The sequence below is a fragment of the Desulfosalsimonas propionicica genome (genome assembly GCF_013761005.1).
Classification (GTDB): Bacteria; Desulfobacterota; Desulfobacteria; order Desulfobacterales; family Desulfosalsimonadaceae; genus Desulfosalsimonas; species Desulfosalsimonas propionicica.
This window is the reverse complement of record NZ_JACDUS010000019.1, coordinates 16,569-33,524: the sequence shown is the minus strand read 5'-3', so window position 1 is coordinate 33,524 and position 16,956 is coordinate 16,569. Positions and strand designations below refer to the sequence as shown.

Sequence of the window (16,956 nt, the reverse complement as noted above, 5' to 3'; positions counted from 1 at the left end):
TTCTCGGGCCGCCGCCGGTCCGACCGATGTGCTTGAGTCTTCGATCAACTATCTGGGAATTTCAGTCTATCCCGGCATCTACCGGATGACCCTTTTTTCTAATGAAAAAATACCCACTGAATTTGAAGTTACCGTTACTTATTTTCATCCTCAAATTGGAAATAAATATTCTGATGTATTCTACGTTGATTTCAATGATTATTTGCACACTGAAATCCAAGAATCGGAAATATATAAACATGGGAAAAAGATAGAAGAAAGCATAAAAAGCTTAGCGGGCGAATTGAAATCAATAAATAGGCACTTAGAAAATATTTCTGCTATAGCTGGTCCAACCGGATTGGATTTTTCCATAACCTCTCTAAAAGACATAAGAACGCTTTTATCAGGAGGGAGTTCATTGGTTAAAATTGATCCAGTTTGTTGCGACCACTCAGTTTTTCGAGAAGTTCTGGAGATTGATAATAATCTGGCATTTAAGCTCGAACAACATTTTTGGCAATACAAGTCTTCTGAAGGCATAGAAAATATAGAAAGTTTATCTCAAGAAATTTTGGACAGGTTTAATCAATACTTTAAATCAACAACAAGTATCAATGCTAATTCAGCCGACGCAAAAAAGCCGCGCGGCTGATTGGCGCCGATAGCGGTTAAGGAGGATAACATGCTGCGACGGGGAGATTCCTGCAGTTCCTTCAGTATACAGACAATAACAATAGGTTGTCTCAGAAAAAAATCTTTTTTTGCTTTTATTTAAAATGTCTCGTGCTCAATGTTTGCGGTTCTCGTGAGATGAAAAATGGGATTCTTATCGAAATGGAGATTGTTCAGATCAAAATGCTCATGGTGCAAGGCAAAGATACCAGAGAGTGACCTAGTAAATGCGCTTTCACATCATTCGTGGCAATCAGGACAGCTTTTTTACAAGAAATGCAGGGGCGAGGGTAATTATCAGGCCCGCTGCCCCATCTGTAATAACGGAAAGAAAAAGGAAACTGAAGATAGATCCTATAGTCATGATGAACTCGAAAGAATGCATAAACATTGCCTCGACTATCTTCTAAACGATTACAAATATCAATACAGCATTCATTATAATACAACACTGGAAAATATGACTCAAAATTGTAAAAGATGTGGGCAATATATTTTTAGGGAAAATGCTGAATGCCCCTTTTGTAAAGAAAAACAAAAAATGTAAGGGTAGAAGAAAAGCAATTGCGCAACTGGGGTCGGGCCAGAATAACTTGTTAAATCATAATAAATATATAAAAATTAAAGCTTGTTTTTGGTCCTATATTTCACTTTTTTTCTGTAAAAACGGCATTTCAGTCATGGCAAGAGCAAAGCGGCATTACATGCCCAAGCAAATATAGCATATCAGAACATTCCGCGCTGGGGAATACTGCCCGGTCGTTTTGTTTGTTTCTACATCCGCGGCATGAGATTAAGCCTCGACATAGATCATGGCTGCCAGGAAAAAATAGCCCCAAACAGTTGGGCCTTTACGGAGCAGAGCGATGAGTCGCATACTCGCATTTACATCAGGACCGCAGGATTGGCAGAAGTTGCTCGCAGATCCAGTGAAGCAGTGGCGATCTGGTTATTCTGCCCGGACTCTGGCTTATTGCTGGGAGGCATCAGAGGGGTTTCCGCCTGAGATCGCAGCGCCATTCAAGCAGTGCAGCGATCCATTGATAGCTGATCTTGTTCCGATTCTTGCAGTACCTGAGTTCAAGGTGCCTCTTCCAGGCGGAGAGCGTGCTTCACAAAACGACATCTTCGTATTGGCGCGCTCTACCGCGGGGCCTGTATCGATTATGGTTGAGGGCAAGGTCAATGAATCTTTCGGCCCCACTCTTGATGAATGGACTTATGCAGCATCCCCCGGCAAGAAAAAGCGGCTTGGCTTTCTTTTGCGCAAACTTGGCCTCACAGAACAGCTTCCCGGCACAACCCGGTATCAGTTATTGCACCGGGCTGCCTCAGCCATTATAACCGGTGAACAGTATCGCGCTGTGGCAGCGATACTGTTGGTTCACTCCTTCAGCCCGGAATTTTCCGGCTGGGCGGACTACCAAGCGTTTACCCGGCTATTTGGAGCCGAAGCAAAGCCTGGGATCATGCAGCGCCTGAATGCTGATTCCAGTATTCCGCTGTTTATGGTTTGGGTTGTTGGCAATCCCATGTTTTTACAAAGCTGATGGCAATGGATTGAAGTAAATACGTAAAACATTTTCATTTTATTGATAAATTCGTATCATCTCAGCCCGAAAGGCAACGGCAAAGGAACAAAAAGTCTGTTACAAGGTGTTCAAATGAGAAAAGAATACGATTTTGAAAAAATGAAAGGCAAAAAAAGCCGATTTTATGAATAAGACCCCGAAATTCGGAATAGCGGTAATAATCAATGGAATCCTTGAAGCAAAAATTAAGAGAGTTTGCAAAGGCCCGGGACTGGGAGCAGTTTCATTCGCCAAAAAATCTTGTCATGGCCTTGAACGTGGAAGTTGCAGAGCTCATGGAGCATTTCCAGTGGCTCACGCAAGACCGAAGCAGAAACCTGGATGTAGAAACCCGTAAAAAGGTCCGGCAGGAAATCGGGGATGTTATGGTCTATCTTGTCCGGCTGGCCGATGAGCTCGGGGTTGATCCGGTAGCGGCTGCGGAGGAAAAAATTTCTGTCAATGAAGCCAAGTATCCGGCAGAAAAGGTGCGGGGCAGCTCGAGAAAATACAATGAATATGAATGATGTCAGCCACAAGGCGGGAAACCGTATATGCTGATTTATTCTGCGACCAAAAGAGAGTTCAGGAAAGATGTTTTATCCAATCGAATCGAAGAGAAAATATTAACCGTTTACCAGGAAAGAACGGGCAATACAACCAGTCAGAGCGAGATCCGGTCATGGAGAAATTCCATGCAGTATATGCACAACGTCCTGGATTTGACAAAAATTCCAAATGATACCGGCGTTGCCATTGAATACCGGATACCCCAGTCTTCCAAGCGGATTGATTTTATTCTGACGGGCAAGGACCAGTACCAAAGAGATATGGCCATTATCGTGGAGTTGAAGCAATGGTCCAAAGTCAGCAGAACCGAAAAAGATGCGGTTGTCCGGACGTATCTTCAAAGAGGGCAATGCGAGGTCGAGCACCCCTCCTACCAGGCATGGACATATTCAGCGCTGCTTTACGATTTTAACGAGACGGTCAGAAAAGAAAAGATTCAGCTCCGTTCCTGCGCCTACCTTCACAACTGCGTGTCCAACGATGTTATCAACCATTCCTTTTACAATGAACACACCTCCAGGGCGCCTTCTTTTTTGAAGCAGGACACCCGAAAGCTGTCTGACTTTATAAGAAGTTTTATCAAATACGGTGATGCCGATAAAATCATGTACCGTATTGAAAACGGAAAAATCAGCCCATCCAAAAACCTGGCAGATCAGCTCGTTTCTTTACTCAACGGCAGCCGTGAATTTCTGATGATTGACGATCAGAAAGTCGTTTATGAGACGGTTTTATTCCTGGCGAAGCAATCAGAAGAGAACAGCAAACATGTATTGATCGTAAACGGCGGGCCCGGCACAGGAAAATCAGTAATTGCAGTCAATCTCCTGGTCGAGTTGACCAGAAGAAAAATGGTGGTCCAGTATGTGACCAAAAATGCCGCACCAAGGGCCGTTTATGAAAGCAAGCTGACAGGGTCGTTTAAAAAAAGCCACATCAGCAACATGTTCAAAAGTTCGGGTGCTTACACATCCTGCGATGAAAATGTCTTTGACGTTTTGGTTGTCGATGAGGCGCATCGGTTAAATGAAAAATCCGGGTTTTTCCAGAACCAGGGTGAAAACCAGATCCAGGAAATCATCCAGGCATCGAAATTCAGTGTCTTCTTTATCGATGAGAAACAGCAGGTTACTTTTAAAGATATCGGGGACAGGGAAGAGATTGTTTCCCGGGCGAACCGCTTGGGTGTAAAGGTTCAGGAAATGGAGCTTACTTCACAATTCCGCTGTAACGGTTCGGACGGTTATCTGGCCTGGGTCGATAACGCGCTGCAGATCGAAGAGACGCCGGTGGACTCTTTGGAGAGCTTCAACTACGATTTCCGGGTGCTGGATTCCCCCAATGACTTAAGGGATCTGATCTACCGGAAAAACCAATACAATAACAAAGCAAGGATCGTGGCCGGATACTGCTGGGATTGGATTACCAAAAAGAATTCCGGGCCTGGCCAATATGATATCAAAATTGACGAGCACAATTTTATGATGAAATGGAACCTGGCAGATGACGGGAACTTGTGGATCCTTAAGCCGGAGTCCGTAAGCGAAGCCGGCTGTATTCATACCTGCCAGGGCTTGGAACTGGATTATATCGGCGTAATCATCGGGCCGGATTTGATCTGCCGGGACGGCAAGTTGATTACAGTGCCCGAAAAACGGGCAAGAACCGACGCTTCGTTGAAAGGCTACAAAAAACTGCTAAAGGAAAATCCCGAGTTAGCCGCCAGGCGTGCGGAAAGAATCATCAAAAATACATACAGGACCTTGCTGACCAGGGGACAGAAGGGATGCTATGTTTTCTGTACCGATCCTGAAACCAATGAATATTTCAAAAGCCTTTTGCCGCAGGGAAAAGCCGTGTTTCATGAACCTGCGGAAGCGGTTTGGGGCAATAAAGCGGCCGAGGATTCTCCTTCATGGGGAAAATATCCCGGATTGCCTTTGAAAGTCGCTGCCAAAAGCGATGTGATTCCTTTCGTGAATGCAGTTCCAGTATTCGATTTTAGCAATTCGTTTCCGCCGGTCGAACTAACAGCAGCTGATGAAAGTTATGATTGGGTTTGGCTGCCGGAATATATTACATGCGGGCCGGATTTTTTCGTCGTGCGGATGGTTGGGGAGTCAATGAATAAACGGATTGCAGATGGTGCCTGGTGTTTGTTCAAAAAAACGATGGCTGAAAAATGCGCTGGGGAAATTGTTCTGGCCTATCATCCGGATATTTATAATACGGATGGAAGCGGGTGCTATGCTATCAGGCGGTATTGGCCTGATGAATCGGTTTTGCGTGAGCAACGAAAAGTTTTGCTCCAGCCGGAAACCCGCACACCCGGATATGCGGATATTGAAATAGCCGGTGATAGCATAGGCCGTCTTGAAATTCTCGGCGAATTTGTTCTTTCTTTTTAGACGTGTGGAACGCCCTTTATATTTTTATATTTAATAAACGCGGCAGGAGACGTTTGACAAAGACACCGCGGAGCGTGAAAAAGTGATTCAGGAGCGTGAAGCCGCGGTTGCGGAACGGGAAAAACACATGGATGAACTGCAGCAGAAAGTTGACCAATTCCCGGAGGAACTAAAAAAAACAGGTGGACCGGGCGATTGCCGAAACAACAGAGCGGCTTGAAAATGAGGCCAAAAAGAATGAGCAATTGCTGAAAAAAGAATTCGAGGGAGAAAAGAATGTGCTTCAAACCAAAATCGATTCCCTTGAAAAACTGGTGGCCGACCAGCAAAAACACATCGACACCCTGTCGAAACAGATGGATACGGCCTACGGCAAAGTACAGGAAATTGCTGTCAAGGCTGTCTCCGGCAAGAGCCGGGAAGACCTTCAGCCCTTTTCCAGTCAACACCGGGAACAGACTGAAGGCGGACATAAAGGCTGACAGGTAATCCCCAATGGGCAAAACCGGCGGGCTGCATGATTTCCTTTCCAAAAAGCGCTCAAGCGGGGCGTTCCAACATTCATTTAAGCAGTGCCCGGCAAGCCATAATCCGCCCGCAGGGTTTCGGATAGGTAGCTTGACCGCCTGAAAGCCTTTTTCGACCGTTTTTTCAAAGTCCGGGTTGACCAGGTAGCAGATCGCCGGCGAAAGCAGGCTCTGCGAAAGCAGCATCTCCCGGTCCCCGCCCTTAGCATAAAGGCGCTGCCATATCGCTTCGAGCTGCTCGCGAAGGCTTTCGACGGATTCCTTTTCACGGAAATCTGGACACAATACAGAATTTTACAGAATTCGGTATTGTGTTTCCGGATTAGGCAAATCATCGGCGGTTTTTCATAATTTTACCAGCAATACGCCTTTTATAATTATTTTGCCGGAATCGTAACCATTTTACCCGCCGAAGGTTATTTATAAATTGCCTTTTACTGATTTTTAACTATTTTACTAAACAAAAGCTTATTTATATTTATTTTATTGACAATTGTCTTAATTTTAATTATTTTTCAAAAAAAATAACAGTTTTACGAAGGTTCTCATGGGAATAAACATTTTGGGATACCGTCCGGCAGGATACGCCTACCTGCTTGAAAATTTGGGGCTGACCGGTATGCCCCACTGGCATACCTCGTTTGTATCATCTGCCGGAACTCACAAGTCGAAAGTTTACGACAGTGCAATTGAAGATATATACCCGATTCGATACTGGCCCGGGGAAAAATACGGTGCCCATCTTGAGTTTGCGCTGAAATATGACGGTGTCAACCTGGGATTGCTGGCCCGCATCTTCGAACATGTTCCCCGGGAGGCACTCGTGGAATACATTAAATCCAAGCCGACCGGAAAGTACGCCAGAAGGATCTGGTTTTTCTATGAGTTTCTGACCGGCAACCGGCTGCCCATCGGTGACATTACTTCCGGCAATTATGTAGAGGCATTGGACGCCGGACAATATTTCACCGTCCGGAACGGCGAGAGATCGCAGCGCCACCGCATAGTCAACAACCTCCTTGGCCCGGGATTTTTTTGCCCGATTATCAGAAGAACAGAAAAGCTTTCCAGACTGAATTCGGCTGATCTGATAAAAAAATGCGAGGATATTGTGACTGCCTATCCACCGGAACTACTTCGCCGGGCGCTTAGCTACCTCTATAACAAAGAGACAAAGTCGTCTTTTGGAATTGAGCACATTAAGCCCAATGCCTCCCGGACTGAAAAATTCATTGCAGCATTGGAGCTTGCCGAAAAAGAGGATTTCTGCGAGAAGAAACACCTGATAGACCTTCAGAGCCAGATTGTTGACCCACGATTCAAAGACAGCAATTATCGGGTCAGTCAGAATTATGTCGGACAGGCCGTCGCCTACCAGAAGGAGATCATTCACTTCATCTGTCCAAAACCGGAAGACCTTCCAAGCCTGATGTCCGGGCTGATTGAATCCCACAAACGGATGAAAGCGGGAAAAGTTTCCCCGCTCATCCATGCAGCGGCGATTGCCTATGGTTTTGTATTCCTGCACCCGTTTGAAGATGGAAACGGCCGGATTCATCGGTTTCTGATACACAACATCCTTTCGCTGCAGGGAATGGTTCCGCGTGGACTCATGTTCCCGGTTTCGGCAGTCATGCTGAGGAATCAGGCGGATTACGATGCTTCTCTGGAGGCTTTTTCGCGGCCTTTACTTCAGCTCATTGACTATCGGCTGGATGAAATGGGGCAAATGACCGTGGAAAACGATACGTCGTGCTGGTATCAGTATATGGATATGACTGTGCAGGCAGAGGCCTTGTATGAATTTGTAACCAAAACCATCGAAGAAGAAATTGTTGAAGAGCTCAGCTTTTTGGCCAGCTATGACAAGACCAGGAAGGCGATCCAGGACATCATCGACATGCCGGACCGCCTGATTGATTTATTTATCCAACTGTGCCTTCAGAACAACGGGCGTCTTTCTGAAAGAAAAAGATCCGCTCACTTTGATTTCCTCACCGACGAAGAACTCGCGGCAATGGAGCAAGCAGTCAAAGATGGTTACGGCCGAGAGCAAAGGAGAAAAAATAATTGATATACTGTCACCGAGATTCACATATACAGGTTGATGCAGGCAAAAATGGTTCTGGCTTCACTTTATAAAATTTTTCTTGGGTATTCCGCCCTGTTCCTTTGTATCGGCTTCGGGATCCTGTTCCTGCGCCGAGCGGCCGGCGGTGTGGTCGGTCCGGAATACTGGGGGACGGGGTTTTTCCTCAACAGTGCAGGATTTCTGTGCTGGGCGGCAACAGCAACAGACCGGCTATGGTTGTTTTTTACAGCAGGCGAGATTTTTCACATGATGGGATTCGTCATCATGGTCGGGGGTGCCTACCGCTTTACCGGCAATACGTTCAATCGCCGGAACATGTATGCCCTTTCCGGATTCGCCTCTGTCTGGGCCGGAGCGATGCTCCTGATGCCTCATTATAGCTTTGCTTCATTTTTTCTGATCATGGCCCTGCGGACCGTTCTTTTTGTATGGGCCGGATGCATGATTCTGAAATTCATGCCCCCCCATAGGACGGCAGGACGAAGGCTGGCAGGGTGGAGCCTGATTGCATGGGGGGTCTATGTTCTGTTGTTTCCCTTTTTCTTTCAGTTCCCGTCGCTGATTCATCCTGGCTTCGGATTTCTGGTTGGGTTTCATGTTCTGGCAGCACTTGGGTTTGTGGTTCTGGTCGTTGACAGGGTGCGGAGCCGCGCCGAGGAAAGTGAAGACCACGTCAGGCGCCTCGAAGGGTTTCTTCCCATATGCTCTCACTGTAAAAAAATCCGGGACGATCACGGTATCTGGCATCCCATCGAATCCTATATCCGGGATCGCTCCGATGCGGAATTCAGCCACGGCATATGCTCTGAATGTCTAAAAACGCACTATCCCGAGTTCAATAGCTAAACCTAATATGTGATATGTGTGCCTATGATGCTTATTTCCTCTTCCGAAGCACAACACAAATTCGTCAAAGCCCTGGGATATGCTGACCTGCCCTCCTGACCGCTACAAGGAGGAAGGCATCTGCGAAGGCGTACACATAATGGCCATCGGCAAGGAAGAGGAATTCCGGGGGCAGCAGATAAAACCCCTGCCGCTAAATCGCTATGAATTTGCCTGGTGGAAAAAAGCCTGGGTCAACATCGACTATCACATCGAAATCGATCGGCATTATTACAGCGTGCCCCACCAGATGGTCAAAAAAGAAATCGATGTCCGGCTTACGGCAAACACGCTGGAATGCTTCTATAAAAGCAAAAATATCGCCGCACATCCAAGAAGTGACCGGCCCGGGCGGCATACCACTTTAAAGCAGCATATGCCTGAACGCCATCAGAAATACCTGCAATGGAGCCCTGAGCGCCTGCTGCGATGGGCGGGGCAGATCGGCCCTGCACAGCTGAATTGGTTCAAAACGTTATGAAATCCCACATGCATCCCCAGCAGGGCTTCCGCAGTTGTCTGGGAATATTGCGACTGGGCAAAAGTTATGGGGAAGAGCGTCTGGTAGCAGCTGCCAAGCGAGCCAACGCCATCGGCGGACTCAGCTACAAAAGCGTTGAGTCGATCCTGAAAAATGGCCTGGATCAAAAGCCTTTGCCGGATAAAGACTCATCGGGCACTGCATTGAGCACGCTAACATCCGAGGGCAAGACTACTTCCGGTAAAAGGTATGGATCTGATCTGAATTGGGGGCGCTGCCCCCAACCCCCGGGGTTTGACGCATAAAAGACCAAAGTATGAAGAAAAGGGCCGTACACTTGGGTACGGCCCCCATACTTCGGTCGCCGATGCCGGCGCTCGGCGCTCCCCAGCGTTGCCCTATCCTCCGGCAAAGGCGTTTATAGCATAGGTCATGGACGATATTTTGAACAGGCAAAAAATAAGGGGATCTATCATGTTGACCCATCCGATTATAGAAAAACTGCAGGTGATGAAGTTTTACGGTATGCGCAAGGCCTTTGAAGAGCAGCTTCAGATGGCCGCTACGCCAAACTGCTATCCACATTGGCCAAAACAAACCTTTTGGTTCTCGATGACTGGGGCTGTCAAAATTAAACAAGGAGCAGCAGAGAGATTTTCTTGAGATAATAGAAGACCGCTATGACTTGCAGTCAACCGTGATAACCAGTCAGCTGCCGGTATCGCACTGGCATGAAATCATTGCTGATCCGACAATGGCCGATGCCATACTCGATCGCATGGTCCACAATGCTTATAAAATCGATTTGAAAGGAGGCTCTATGCGGAAGAAAAAACAGCGTTGACTTAATCCCGGTAATTTGTGAGAAAAAAAGACAGCGTCGCTTTGCTCCGAAAAAGTGGCCGACATGGACCGGAACAGGTGGCCGGAATCATCCGGAATGGGTGGCCGACTTCACCGGAATAGGTATTAAAGGCCTTTTTACATACCTCACAGAACCTAAGGCATCTCCAGCAACCAAAACTTTACGGTTTTATCGCGCGAACCTGTAAAACCACGCTTGCTGTCCGGGCTGATATCAGCGGAAAGCACCCAGCCGTCATGATCGGTATAATTTCTCACAAGTTCACCTGTGGTCAAGTCCCAGAGCCTGGCGGTTTTATCGTCTGACCCGGAAAGGACGTATTTTCCGTTAGGACTGAATGCCACGGCGCGCACCCAGTCATCATGACCCGAAAAGGTTTGAAGGGTTCTGCCTGTTTCAACGTCCCAGACTTTGACTGTCTTATCCGAGGAGCAGGACGCGGCCTTCTGCCCGTCAGGGCCAAAGGCTGCGGAGTGAACCTGGAATTCATGGCCTGTAAATATGCGAATGGTTTCACCGGTTTCCACGTCCCAGAGCCGGACAGTGGAATCCCAGGACGCCGAGACGGCCTTCTTTCCGTCCGGGCTGAAAGCCACGGAACGCACCCGGTCTTCATGACCTGTAAATGTGCGTATTTCCCTGCCTGTCTCTAAATCCCACAGCCGCACACTGTTATCATCCGAACCTGAAAGGGCGCGTCTTCCGTCCGGGCTGAAAGCCACGGAGCGAACATCGTCTTCGTGGCCGGTGAGGGTTAAAACAGAGCCGCCGGACTCAACATTCCAAAGGGTGAGCCTTCCCCCCGTCGACCCTGAAAGACCAAGCCTGCCCTCGGGGCCGAAGGCCACGCAGAGTGCGCACTCCTGGTCGCCCGAAAAGGTGCGAACGGTTTTGCCGGTCTCAAGGTTTCTTAGTTTTACTGACCCGCCCCAGATTTTTTGCCTCCTGCGCTCGCAGGCACCGGACAGGGCATATTTCCCCTCGGGACCGAAGGCCACGGAGATGACAAAACCCTCATTATCGCCAAATGTACGGACCGGCTCAGCAAGGCTTTTTAAAACAAGGGTGAATTTGAGATTGCTTTTCGGTTTCACCTTCATATCCCGCCTGCCGTAAAAGGCACGGCCAATCGGGCTTTGCTTTTTTGGCAGTTTTGCCTCGATCTGGTGTTTTCCGGGATTAAGCCTCAGTTCGGTTGTATCATCGGGTTCGTCAGGCGTTGTTGCGTGCCGGGTGCCGTCAACAAAAATCCGGGCTCCTCCGGGATCGGTTGCGAGCCTTATGATTCCCGACTCTTCACCTGCATTTCCGGGCAGGGGTATCAGAGCCCATAAAAGTACAGCCGCTGCTAAAAGTCTATACATAATCTTTTGTTTCTTCATTTTACTTTTCCCAGATTTGAATCCGCGGGAAATACTTTAATCCGATGACTGCTGTTCCGGTTTATGTGAGGACTGCGGCGGGCTTTCCGGTGCGGAGGAAAAATGGGCTCCTTTCCCCTTTACACGGATCTCCGTAGATATCGTGATCTCCCGGCCGTCACGTTGCGCCGTCCCTTCGAGTATAACCGAGTTCTCTTTTATTTCCTTTATGGTGCTTCTGTTGATTTTATCTCCCTTGTATGCGGTTTTCTGCTCCCCGGTCTCCTCGTGTTCCAGGATAACCATATCATTGGATAGATCGATTTCCACCGGTCTCCATTCCCCGGCACAAGCGACCGAGCCCCAGGCCATCGTTAAAATTATTATAACAACAGCAGTTTTTTTTAACATGTCCATCCTCCTGCTTTTTTGATTCAATATCACAGGTTTCCAAATTCACACCTGCATTCCCCCTCATCACTGGCATCCGGCGGATATTCACTGTTAAACAACCAATACGCCATTGTGCTTTCAGTATTGTATACTTCGTGGAAGAGCGGCAGAACATTATTTCCTTCCGTTGAGGTGCCGTGTATTGTTCCGGGTCCTGTATAAGTGCCGCCTGTAAACTTTTCATGTGTCCAGCCGTAATCAGGATAAGGGAAGCCGGGCGGACAATGATTTTCTGGAACAACATAATTGGCTTTGTTCACGGTAAATCCGTACTCATCATCGCTCAGGAGAAAAAAGCGGTAATGCTCTCCCGGTTCAAGGGAAGTTATAAAAATTTCTCCATTTTTTTCGTTTGTGCTTTCACAGTCCGCAGCACGGGGAATATCCGTGGGGTGAAATGCTATGCAGATTTCTTCGGCTCCATGTTGATACACATCGTGCTCTGCCTCATAGCATATATCATTTTCATCGCAGTAATAAGGATTGGCGAATCCGTCCCCGTTTTCATCAACGATATCAACCGCCTCATCACTGCCTGCTTCATACCACTCTTCATTGATGCATATCTGATCGCAGGTGTTGTATACAGCAAACGGGGTGGGCTCGCTTAGGTTTTTGTATCCCACGGCCACGCCGTTTTCCTCGGCTCCGAGTTCTCCTCTGTAAACAAGATATAACGACAGATCCACTGCATTTAAGGGTATGGGATCATGATTCAGATCAAATTCTATCTCCACCAGGGAATCCGGAATACTGCGCCTTCCACTTTCCACTACAGTATAATGGTATTCCGAATATTCGGGGAGATATCCCGAATCTATCCAAAGATCATAAAAGCTTTGAAAGGGATATTCAAGCACTGTGCGGTACTCGATAACCAGCAATATTTTCCCGTCACTTAACTCCTCGTCAAATAAAGAGGTGTTTTTCGCCCTTAACATAATGCTGTCAAAAACGTTTTCTGCACTGTCATAGTCTGAACGGTCAACGTCGGAGTCAAGCATTGCATATACTCCGGACTCGGGCAGGGAAATATCTATTGAGCCCCGGAAAAAATAGTTTATAAGTTCGGCGGAATATCCTGAAGCCCGGGGCACAAGTTTTTCAGCATAATCTTCATGGCATTTTTCGCTCAGATAAAATGTTTTCCAATAAATTGGATAATTTCCGGTAAGGGCCCGCGTATGGTAAGTCGGCTGAACAAAATGCTCAATTTCCATTCTGTCGGATTTCATGCTTATCACGAATTCAGTATCCCCGCTATCGGTCAGTATCTTGATGCCCGGAAGCTCATCAATGAAATCCTGAATATTTGTATCCGATTTCCTGGGGTAGGGAAAGTAATGCTTGTGGTCCTGGTCGTATTCTTCCGTAAAGATCGTGTCACTGCTGAAAAAATTGGGATTCGTGAATTCAGAAAGTCCTATGGAAAGACTCGCCGAAGGGTTTGTGCCGTCATATGTGTTTGTGTCTATAAATTTGGCAACCGGCAGCTTCTCTTCGATTTTATCCTGAAGGTCCAGGGCAGGTTTGATCTGGTTCTTGGCAAGATTTTTTACTAAATTCCTGTTATTTTTATCTGCAGCCCATGATTCAAAATACAAACCACCTCCCAACCGCTGGATGAAATCAGGCACAAATGTCTCTTCGGAATGCGAATCATTTCGAGCATGGCAAGGCACTGCTTTATCCTGGACCAGGTGCAATTGGTGCCCTATCCCCATAAAAACATCTGCCAACCCCGACCTTCTCTCTTTCCATCCCAACTCCGTCGAGGTCAGTGCCTCATAATAAAAATCGCGGATATTATTCCAGGACCATGTTTGACTGTCCTCCTGGGCCCAGAGCAAAGACGAGTCACCTATCCAGAAATCACTTAATCCGGCATTGTCCCAAATTTTTAGGGGATTGTGAAAATGGTGATTAAATCGACCCCAATAATACTGACAAGACACATCAGAATCTTCTCCGCATTTAGCATCCTCGTTTTTGGCGCCATGCTTGAGCCAGTTGATAACACTCTTTTCTTCCTTATTATTGTGTTCAAGGTTTTCGTCCAGACCATTTCTCAGCCCGACGCCGGTTTTTACAAAATCTCCATATCCTTCTCCCAGGACAGAATGCCTGGCAGCTTCTTCGGAAATATCTGCATGATTGTCTACAGCCCAGCCGAAGGCAAAAGGGGAAGGAAGGATTATGTAAATAGCCAATACTAGAATGAATAAAAAACTTAACTTTTTCATAGTATCTCTTTCTCGCTGAGTTTCCATTTTACTTGCCAACAGTTGCAATCATTCATTATAAAGCCTTTACTTAAGGCTATAATGATCTATTTCCTGCAAATATCGTTTTATTTTATGATTATCAGAAAGTGGGATATCCAAGTTTATTCGGTATATTGATTCTTCCTCATCAAGTTTTCTCAAAGGGATAACCCTTTTATCTTTATCCCAGCCTCTGTTTTTATACCCTTTTTTATAGACGCTTATGGATGGACTGTTAAGATAACCGGGATACAGCCACAACCCTAGACCCGGCAAAGTAAAATATCCCTCTTCATCCGTCACAGCCTCCCTTGCATCATAATAATGCGATGGGGCACCTATAAACATGAAAGGAAAATAGTTAATCCTCCAATAACCCATCACCACAACATTCTCTATCGGCTCTCCGGTATCCGCATCCATGACTCTTCCATGACGGGGCGGGTCATAAACACTTATAATGCCTAAAAAAATGAACAAGATTATAGGTCCGAACAGTAAAAATAGTATTATAAGAAAATCCCTTTTCATTGTTCCCTCAGTAGCGGTATCTTTTCCAAGATCCTTTTTATTAAAGAAATTTATCAAACAGCTCTATGACGAGAAGATTTGATATTTTTTGGCCAAATGGAGAAGATGCCCCCAAAAAGTTTCAATCGCAGTCCGGATCATTCCGTTAAAGAAATATCCCAATAACCCATCACCACAACATTCTCTATCGACTCTCCGGTATCCGCATCTATGACTCTTCCATGGCGGGGCGGATCATAAACACTGATGCATCCGGAAGCGACCAACAGGAGCATGACGCCTGACAAGAAACACAATGGAACAAGAAAAACTCTTTTCATTTCTCCTCCGGTTTGCTTGGATAAATCCCGTCAATACCCTGTCTGCACGCCGGCCCCTGTACCGGTACTATAATATATAGGCTCATCAGTAACGGTGTATCTTCCAAAGCCCCTCGGATGTTTTTACAAAGTATAGGTAATAGGCCACAGTGATTTCCTCTCCGCCATAATGTTCGTCTTTGTATATTTTATATTTTGCCAGATTATCTTTTGCGTAAAGAAATTCTATCTCTTTCATCTCAGCAGCCGTTTGCGGAAGTTCATCTTCAAGCGCTGAATAAATATCGCTGTAAAGGTATTTCTGCTCGTCGGTGAAGTATTGCAAAGCTCCCTGAATATCCTGTTCCGAAAGGGCGGATTTAAGTCCGTTCCACTTGGATCGCAGTTTTTCGTCCAGTTCTTCCTCCTCCATCACCAAAAAGACGTACTCATCGGCAAGTATATTATTTTCCGGATCCGCAGTTTCCACGGTAAAAAAGTAGAGCCCCGGCTCAATCATTCGCACATCGTATTCGTCCGGAGCCTGCTCTGTTATATCCGCCGGAGCAGGCCCGGAACAGATAACCGAGGAATCCGTAATGTTAAAAGACGCTTCAATCTCCAAGGTTGCTTCCAGTGGAGAGACTGCGCGTTGCCGCGCAGATGTGGCTTTAATGGTATAATCTGCGGGTTCACAGTAAACCTCTACGGATTCCTCGGCAATCTGTTCAAGGTCGCTGGAGGTTAGGATTACGGTAATCGTGTTCTCCCCGGGCATGAGAGGAACATTGTTTGCCGCGAATTCCTCTTTATATACATTTGCAGGTATCCGGGAATCAAAGGAGATCTCGTTTAAGGCGGTGCTGTTAACGCTCACACCGACTTCGGCTTCAGAAATTCCGTCTATTGTCCCCCTGATCGCAACCTCTTCTCGTGCCAAAAATTCTCCGGACGACGGCGAGAGTATGGACACTTCCGGAGACTCGTCCGGCGCGACTTCCACTGTCACTTCATCAGGAGCCGAATCGCCCGCTCCTGTAGCTGTGATTGAATACACGGTTGACTCATCCGGAGAAACATCAAGCGAACCAATTGTGTCCACTTCTCCGATGTCAGGTTCTATGGCGCAGGTATCAGCGTTTGAAGCGCTCCAGGAAAGAGTGGAGGTCTCTCCGGGTTTGATAGTTTGAGGATCCGCTGAGATTTGTACGCCCGTCTGGGAAACAGTGAAATTAATTTCCTGGGTTTTTGAAAGCTTGCTAATCTTGACGCTGTGAGATTCGGGCTCAAATGTATATGCCTTTTTCTCCGGTGTGATCCTGTATTCGCCTTTCTCTATATTATTGAAGACAAAATAGCCATCCTTATCAGTTTGTATAGTCCGTGATTCAGGCCCTGACATTTGTACATCAACACCCTCCACGCCTTTGCCCTGCTGTTCCACTGTACCTTCTATTTTGCAGCCGCCTACGACAACAGCATAGACCGTTAACAGAAAAATAAGCTTTGCTCTAATATCCATTTGCAAACCTCCCCATCCAAAAATGAAATAAAAGGTCCACTTCAGTTCAAAGAAACAGGATTAAAATAAGTAGATAATAGCTATTATAAAAATCTTTTAAGATACATTAAATAAAGTGTCAAGAAAAATATAAACATTATAATTTAGTATTATTGGTCGATTATTGCTTATTTAGAAAGTTTCTCTGCGGCCGGGGGTGGTTGACGTGGCAGAACCGAAAAACATAGCTTGACAAAAACAAGTCCCGCTCAATGAAATATACCAACAGAGTGCCTGAAAAAGGCCAAATCCCTATTGATTGTGCCGGATGCGCGCGAGCAAATCCTCTTGCGCGAATTGCGCCGCCGACTCCAGAAAGCCGGTATAGCGGCAACGGACAAAAATATCTATCCGGGCCTATTCGGCTTACAGCTCAACCGTGTTATGCTTTTTTTCAGATAGCTTGACAACTATAACGGACCTCGTTATAATAT

The 16,956-nt window shown here is 46.5% G+C and carries 14 protein-coding genes and 1 pseudogene; 8 read left to right on the top strand and 7 right to left on the bottom strand.

Translation table 11 applies throughout. From position 1 onward, the window contains the following. From HNR65_RS17470 to HNR65_RS17455, 4 genes are all read left to right on the top strand, one after another. On the top strand, nt 1-634 hold a 634-nt coding region (locus HNR65_RS17470), incomplete at its 5' end, for a Vps53-like N-terminal domain-containing protein (protein WP_181552819.1). Nucleotides 635-1,520: 886 nt separating this feature from the next. Continuing rightward, nucleotides 1,521-2,204: a DUF6946 family protein gene (locus HNR65_RS17465; protein WP_181552818.1), complete on the top strand. Its 684-nt coding sequence runs from the start codon at nt 1,521-1,523 to the stop codon at nt 2,202-2,204. Between the two features lie 206 nt (nt 2,205-2,410). Beyond that, a complete protein-coding gene (locus tag HNR65_RS17460; protein WP_181552817.1) occupies nt 2,411-2,752 on the top strand; it encodes a nucleotide pyrophosphohydrolase in 342 nt (113 codons plus the stop codon). Nucleotides 2,753-2,920: 168 nt separating this feature from the next. Continuing rightward, nucleotides 2,921-5,203, top strand: a complete 2,283-nt coding sequence (locus HNR65_RS17455; RefSeq protein WP_220128443.1) for a DUF2075 domain-containing protein — start codon at nt 2,921-2,923, stop codon at nt 5,201-5,203. On the opposite strand, the gene HNR65_RS17450 is transcribed toward HNR65_RS17455, so the two are convergent. Beyond that, nucleotides 5,200-5,916, bottom strand: a complete 717-nt coding sequence (locus HNR65_RS17450; protein ID WP_181552815.1) for a hypothetical protein — start codon at nt 5,914-5,916, stop codon at nt 5,200-5,202. The two genes, HNR65_RS17455 and HNR65_RS17450, sit on opposite strands and share 4 nt — an antisense overlap. Before the next feature lie 361 nt (nt 5,917-6,277). On the opposite strand from HNR65_RS17450, the gene HNR65_RS17445 reads away from it, so the two are divergent. From HNR65_RS17445 to HNR65_RS17430, 4 genes and pseudogenes are all read left to right on the top strand, one after another. Beyond that, the gene (locus HNR65_RS17445; protein ID WP_181552814.1) at nt 6,278-7,804 is read left to right on the top strand and encodes a Fic family protein; all 1,527 of its coding nucleotides are present in this window, start codon (nt 6,278-6,280) and stop codon (nt 7,802-7,804) included. Between the two features lie 264 nt (nt 7,805-8,068). Beyond that, nucleotides 8,069-8,668 carry a hypothetical protein gene (locus HNR65_RS17440; protein ID WP_181552813.1) on the top strand — a complete coding sequence of 200 codons (600 nt, stop codon included), beginning with the start codon at nt 8,069-8,071 and terminating at the stop codon, nt 8,666-8,668. 79 nt (nt 8,669-8,747) lie between these two features. Beyond that, nucleotides 8,748-9,188, top strand: a complete 441-nt coding sequence (locus HNR65_RS17435) for a transposase (protein ID WP_181552812.1) — start codon at nt 8,748-8,750, stop codon at nt 9,186-9,188. A gap of 545 nt (nt 9,189-9,733) precedes the next feature. Beyond that, nucleotides 9,734-10,032 (top strand): annotated as a pseudogene (locus HNR65_RS17430) (ATP-binding protein); the annotation flags it as partial. Between the two features lie 155 nt (nt 10,033-10,187). Here HNR65_RS17430 and HNR65_RS17425 read toward each other — a convergent pair. The 6 genes from HNR65_RS17425 to HNR65_RS17400 all read right to left on the bottom strand — a co-directional run bounded on the left by HNR65_RS17425 (nt 10,188) and on the right by HNR65_RS17400 (nt 16,483). Continuing rightward, nucleotides 10,188-11,417 (bottom strand): hypothetical protein, encoded by a 1,230-nt coding sequence (locus HNR65_RS17425; protein ID WP_181552811.1) that lies wholly within the window; start codon nt 11,415-11,417, stop codon nt 10,188-10,190. Nucleotides 11,418-11,471: 54 nt separating this feature from the next. Next, on the bottom strand, nt 11,472-11,825 hold the full coding sequence (locus HNR65_RS17420; protein ID WP_181552810.1) for a hypothetical protein: 354 nt from the start codon (nt 11,823-11,825) through the stop codon (nt 11,472-11,474). A 29-nt stretch (nt 11,826-11,854) separates the two neighbouring features. After that, nucleotides 11,855-14,110 carry a hypothetical protein gene (locus HNR65_RS17415; protein ID WP_181552809.1) on the bottom strand — a complete coding sequence of 752 codons (2,256 nt, stop codon included), beginning with the start codon at nt 14,108-14,110 and terminating at the stop codon, nt 11,855-11,857. Between the two features lie 66 nt (nt 14,111-14,176). Further along, nucleotides 14,177-14,554, bottom strand: coding sequence for a hypothetical protein (locus HNR65_RS17410; protein ID WP_181552808.1), 378 nt, complete (start codon nt 14,552-14,554; stop codon nt 14,177-14,179). A 245-nt stretch (nt 14,555-14,799) separates the two neighbouring features. After that, entirely contained in the window at nt 14,800-14,982 is a 183-nt protein-coding gene (locus HNR65_RS17405) for a hypothetical protein (RefSeq protein WP_181552807.1), read from the bottom strand. Between the two features lie 85 nt (nt 14,983-15,067). Further along, the gene (locus HNR65_RS17400; protein WP_181552806.1) at nt 15,068-16,483 is read right to left on the bottom strand and encodes an SdrD B-like domain-containing protein; all 1,416 of its coding nucleotides are present in this window, start codon (nt 16,481-16,483) and stop codon (nt 15,068-15,070) included. Between the last annotated feature and the right edge of the window lie 473 nt (nt 16,484-16,956).

Bases quoted from the DNA above. Each gene is read 5' to 3' on its own strand.
- HNR65_RS17465 (WP_181552818.1), top strand. From the start codon at position 1,521: ATGAGTCGCATACTCGCATTTACATCAGGACCGCAGGATTGGCAGAAG.
- HNR65_RS17460 (WP_181552817.1), top strand. From the start codon at position 2,411: ATGGAATCCTTGAAGCAAAAATTAAGAGAGTTTGCAAAGGCCCGGGAC.
- HNR65_RS17455 (WP_220128443.1), top strand. From the start codon at position 2,921: ATGCAGTATATGCACAACGTCCTGGATTTGACAAAAATTCCAAATGAT.
- HNR65_RS17450 (WP_181552815.1), bottom strand. From the start codon at position 5,916: ATGCTGCTTTCGCAGAGCCTGCTTTCGCCGGCGATCTGCTACCTGGTC.
- HNR65_RS17445 (WP_181552814.1), top strand. From the start codon at position 6,278: ATGGGAATAAACATTTTGGGATACCGTCCGGCAGGATACGCCTACCTG.
- HNR65_RS17440 (WP_181552813.1), top strand. From the start codon at position 8,069: ATGATGGGATTCGTCATCATGGTCGGGGGTGCCTACCGCTTTACCGGC.
- HNR65_RS17435 (WP_181552812.1), top strand. From the start codon at position 8,748: ATGCTGACCTGCCCTCCTGACCGCTACAAGGAGGAAGGCATCTGCGAA.
- HNR65_RS17425 (WP_181552811.1), bottom strand. From the start codon at position 11,417: ATGTATAGACTTTTAGCAGCGGCTGTACTTTTATGGGCTCTGATACCC.
- HNR65_RS17420 (WP_181552810.1), bottom strand. From the start codon at position 11,825: ATGTTAAAAAAAACTGCTGTTGTTATAATAATTTTAACGATGGCCTGG.
- HNR65_RS17415 (WP_181552809.1), bottom strand. From the start codon at position 14,110: ATGAAAAAGTTAAGTTTTTTATTCATTCTAGTATTGGCTATTTACATA.
- HNR65_RS17410 (WP_181552808.1), bottom strand. From the start codon at position 14,554: ATGGATGCGGATACCGGAGAGCCGATAGAGAATGTTGTGGTGATGGGT.
- HNR65_RS17405 (WP_181552807.1), bottom strand. From the start codon at position 14,982: ATGAAAAGAGTTTTTCTTGTTCCATTGTGTTTCTTGTCAGGCGTCATG.
- HNR65_RS17400 (WP_181552806.1), bottom strand. From the start codon at position 16,483: ATGGATATTAGAGCAAAGCTTATTTTTCTGTTAACGGTCTATGCTGTT.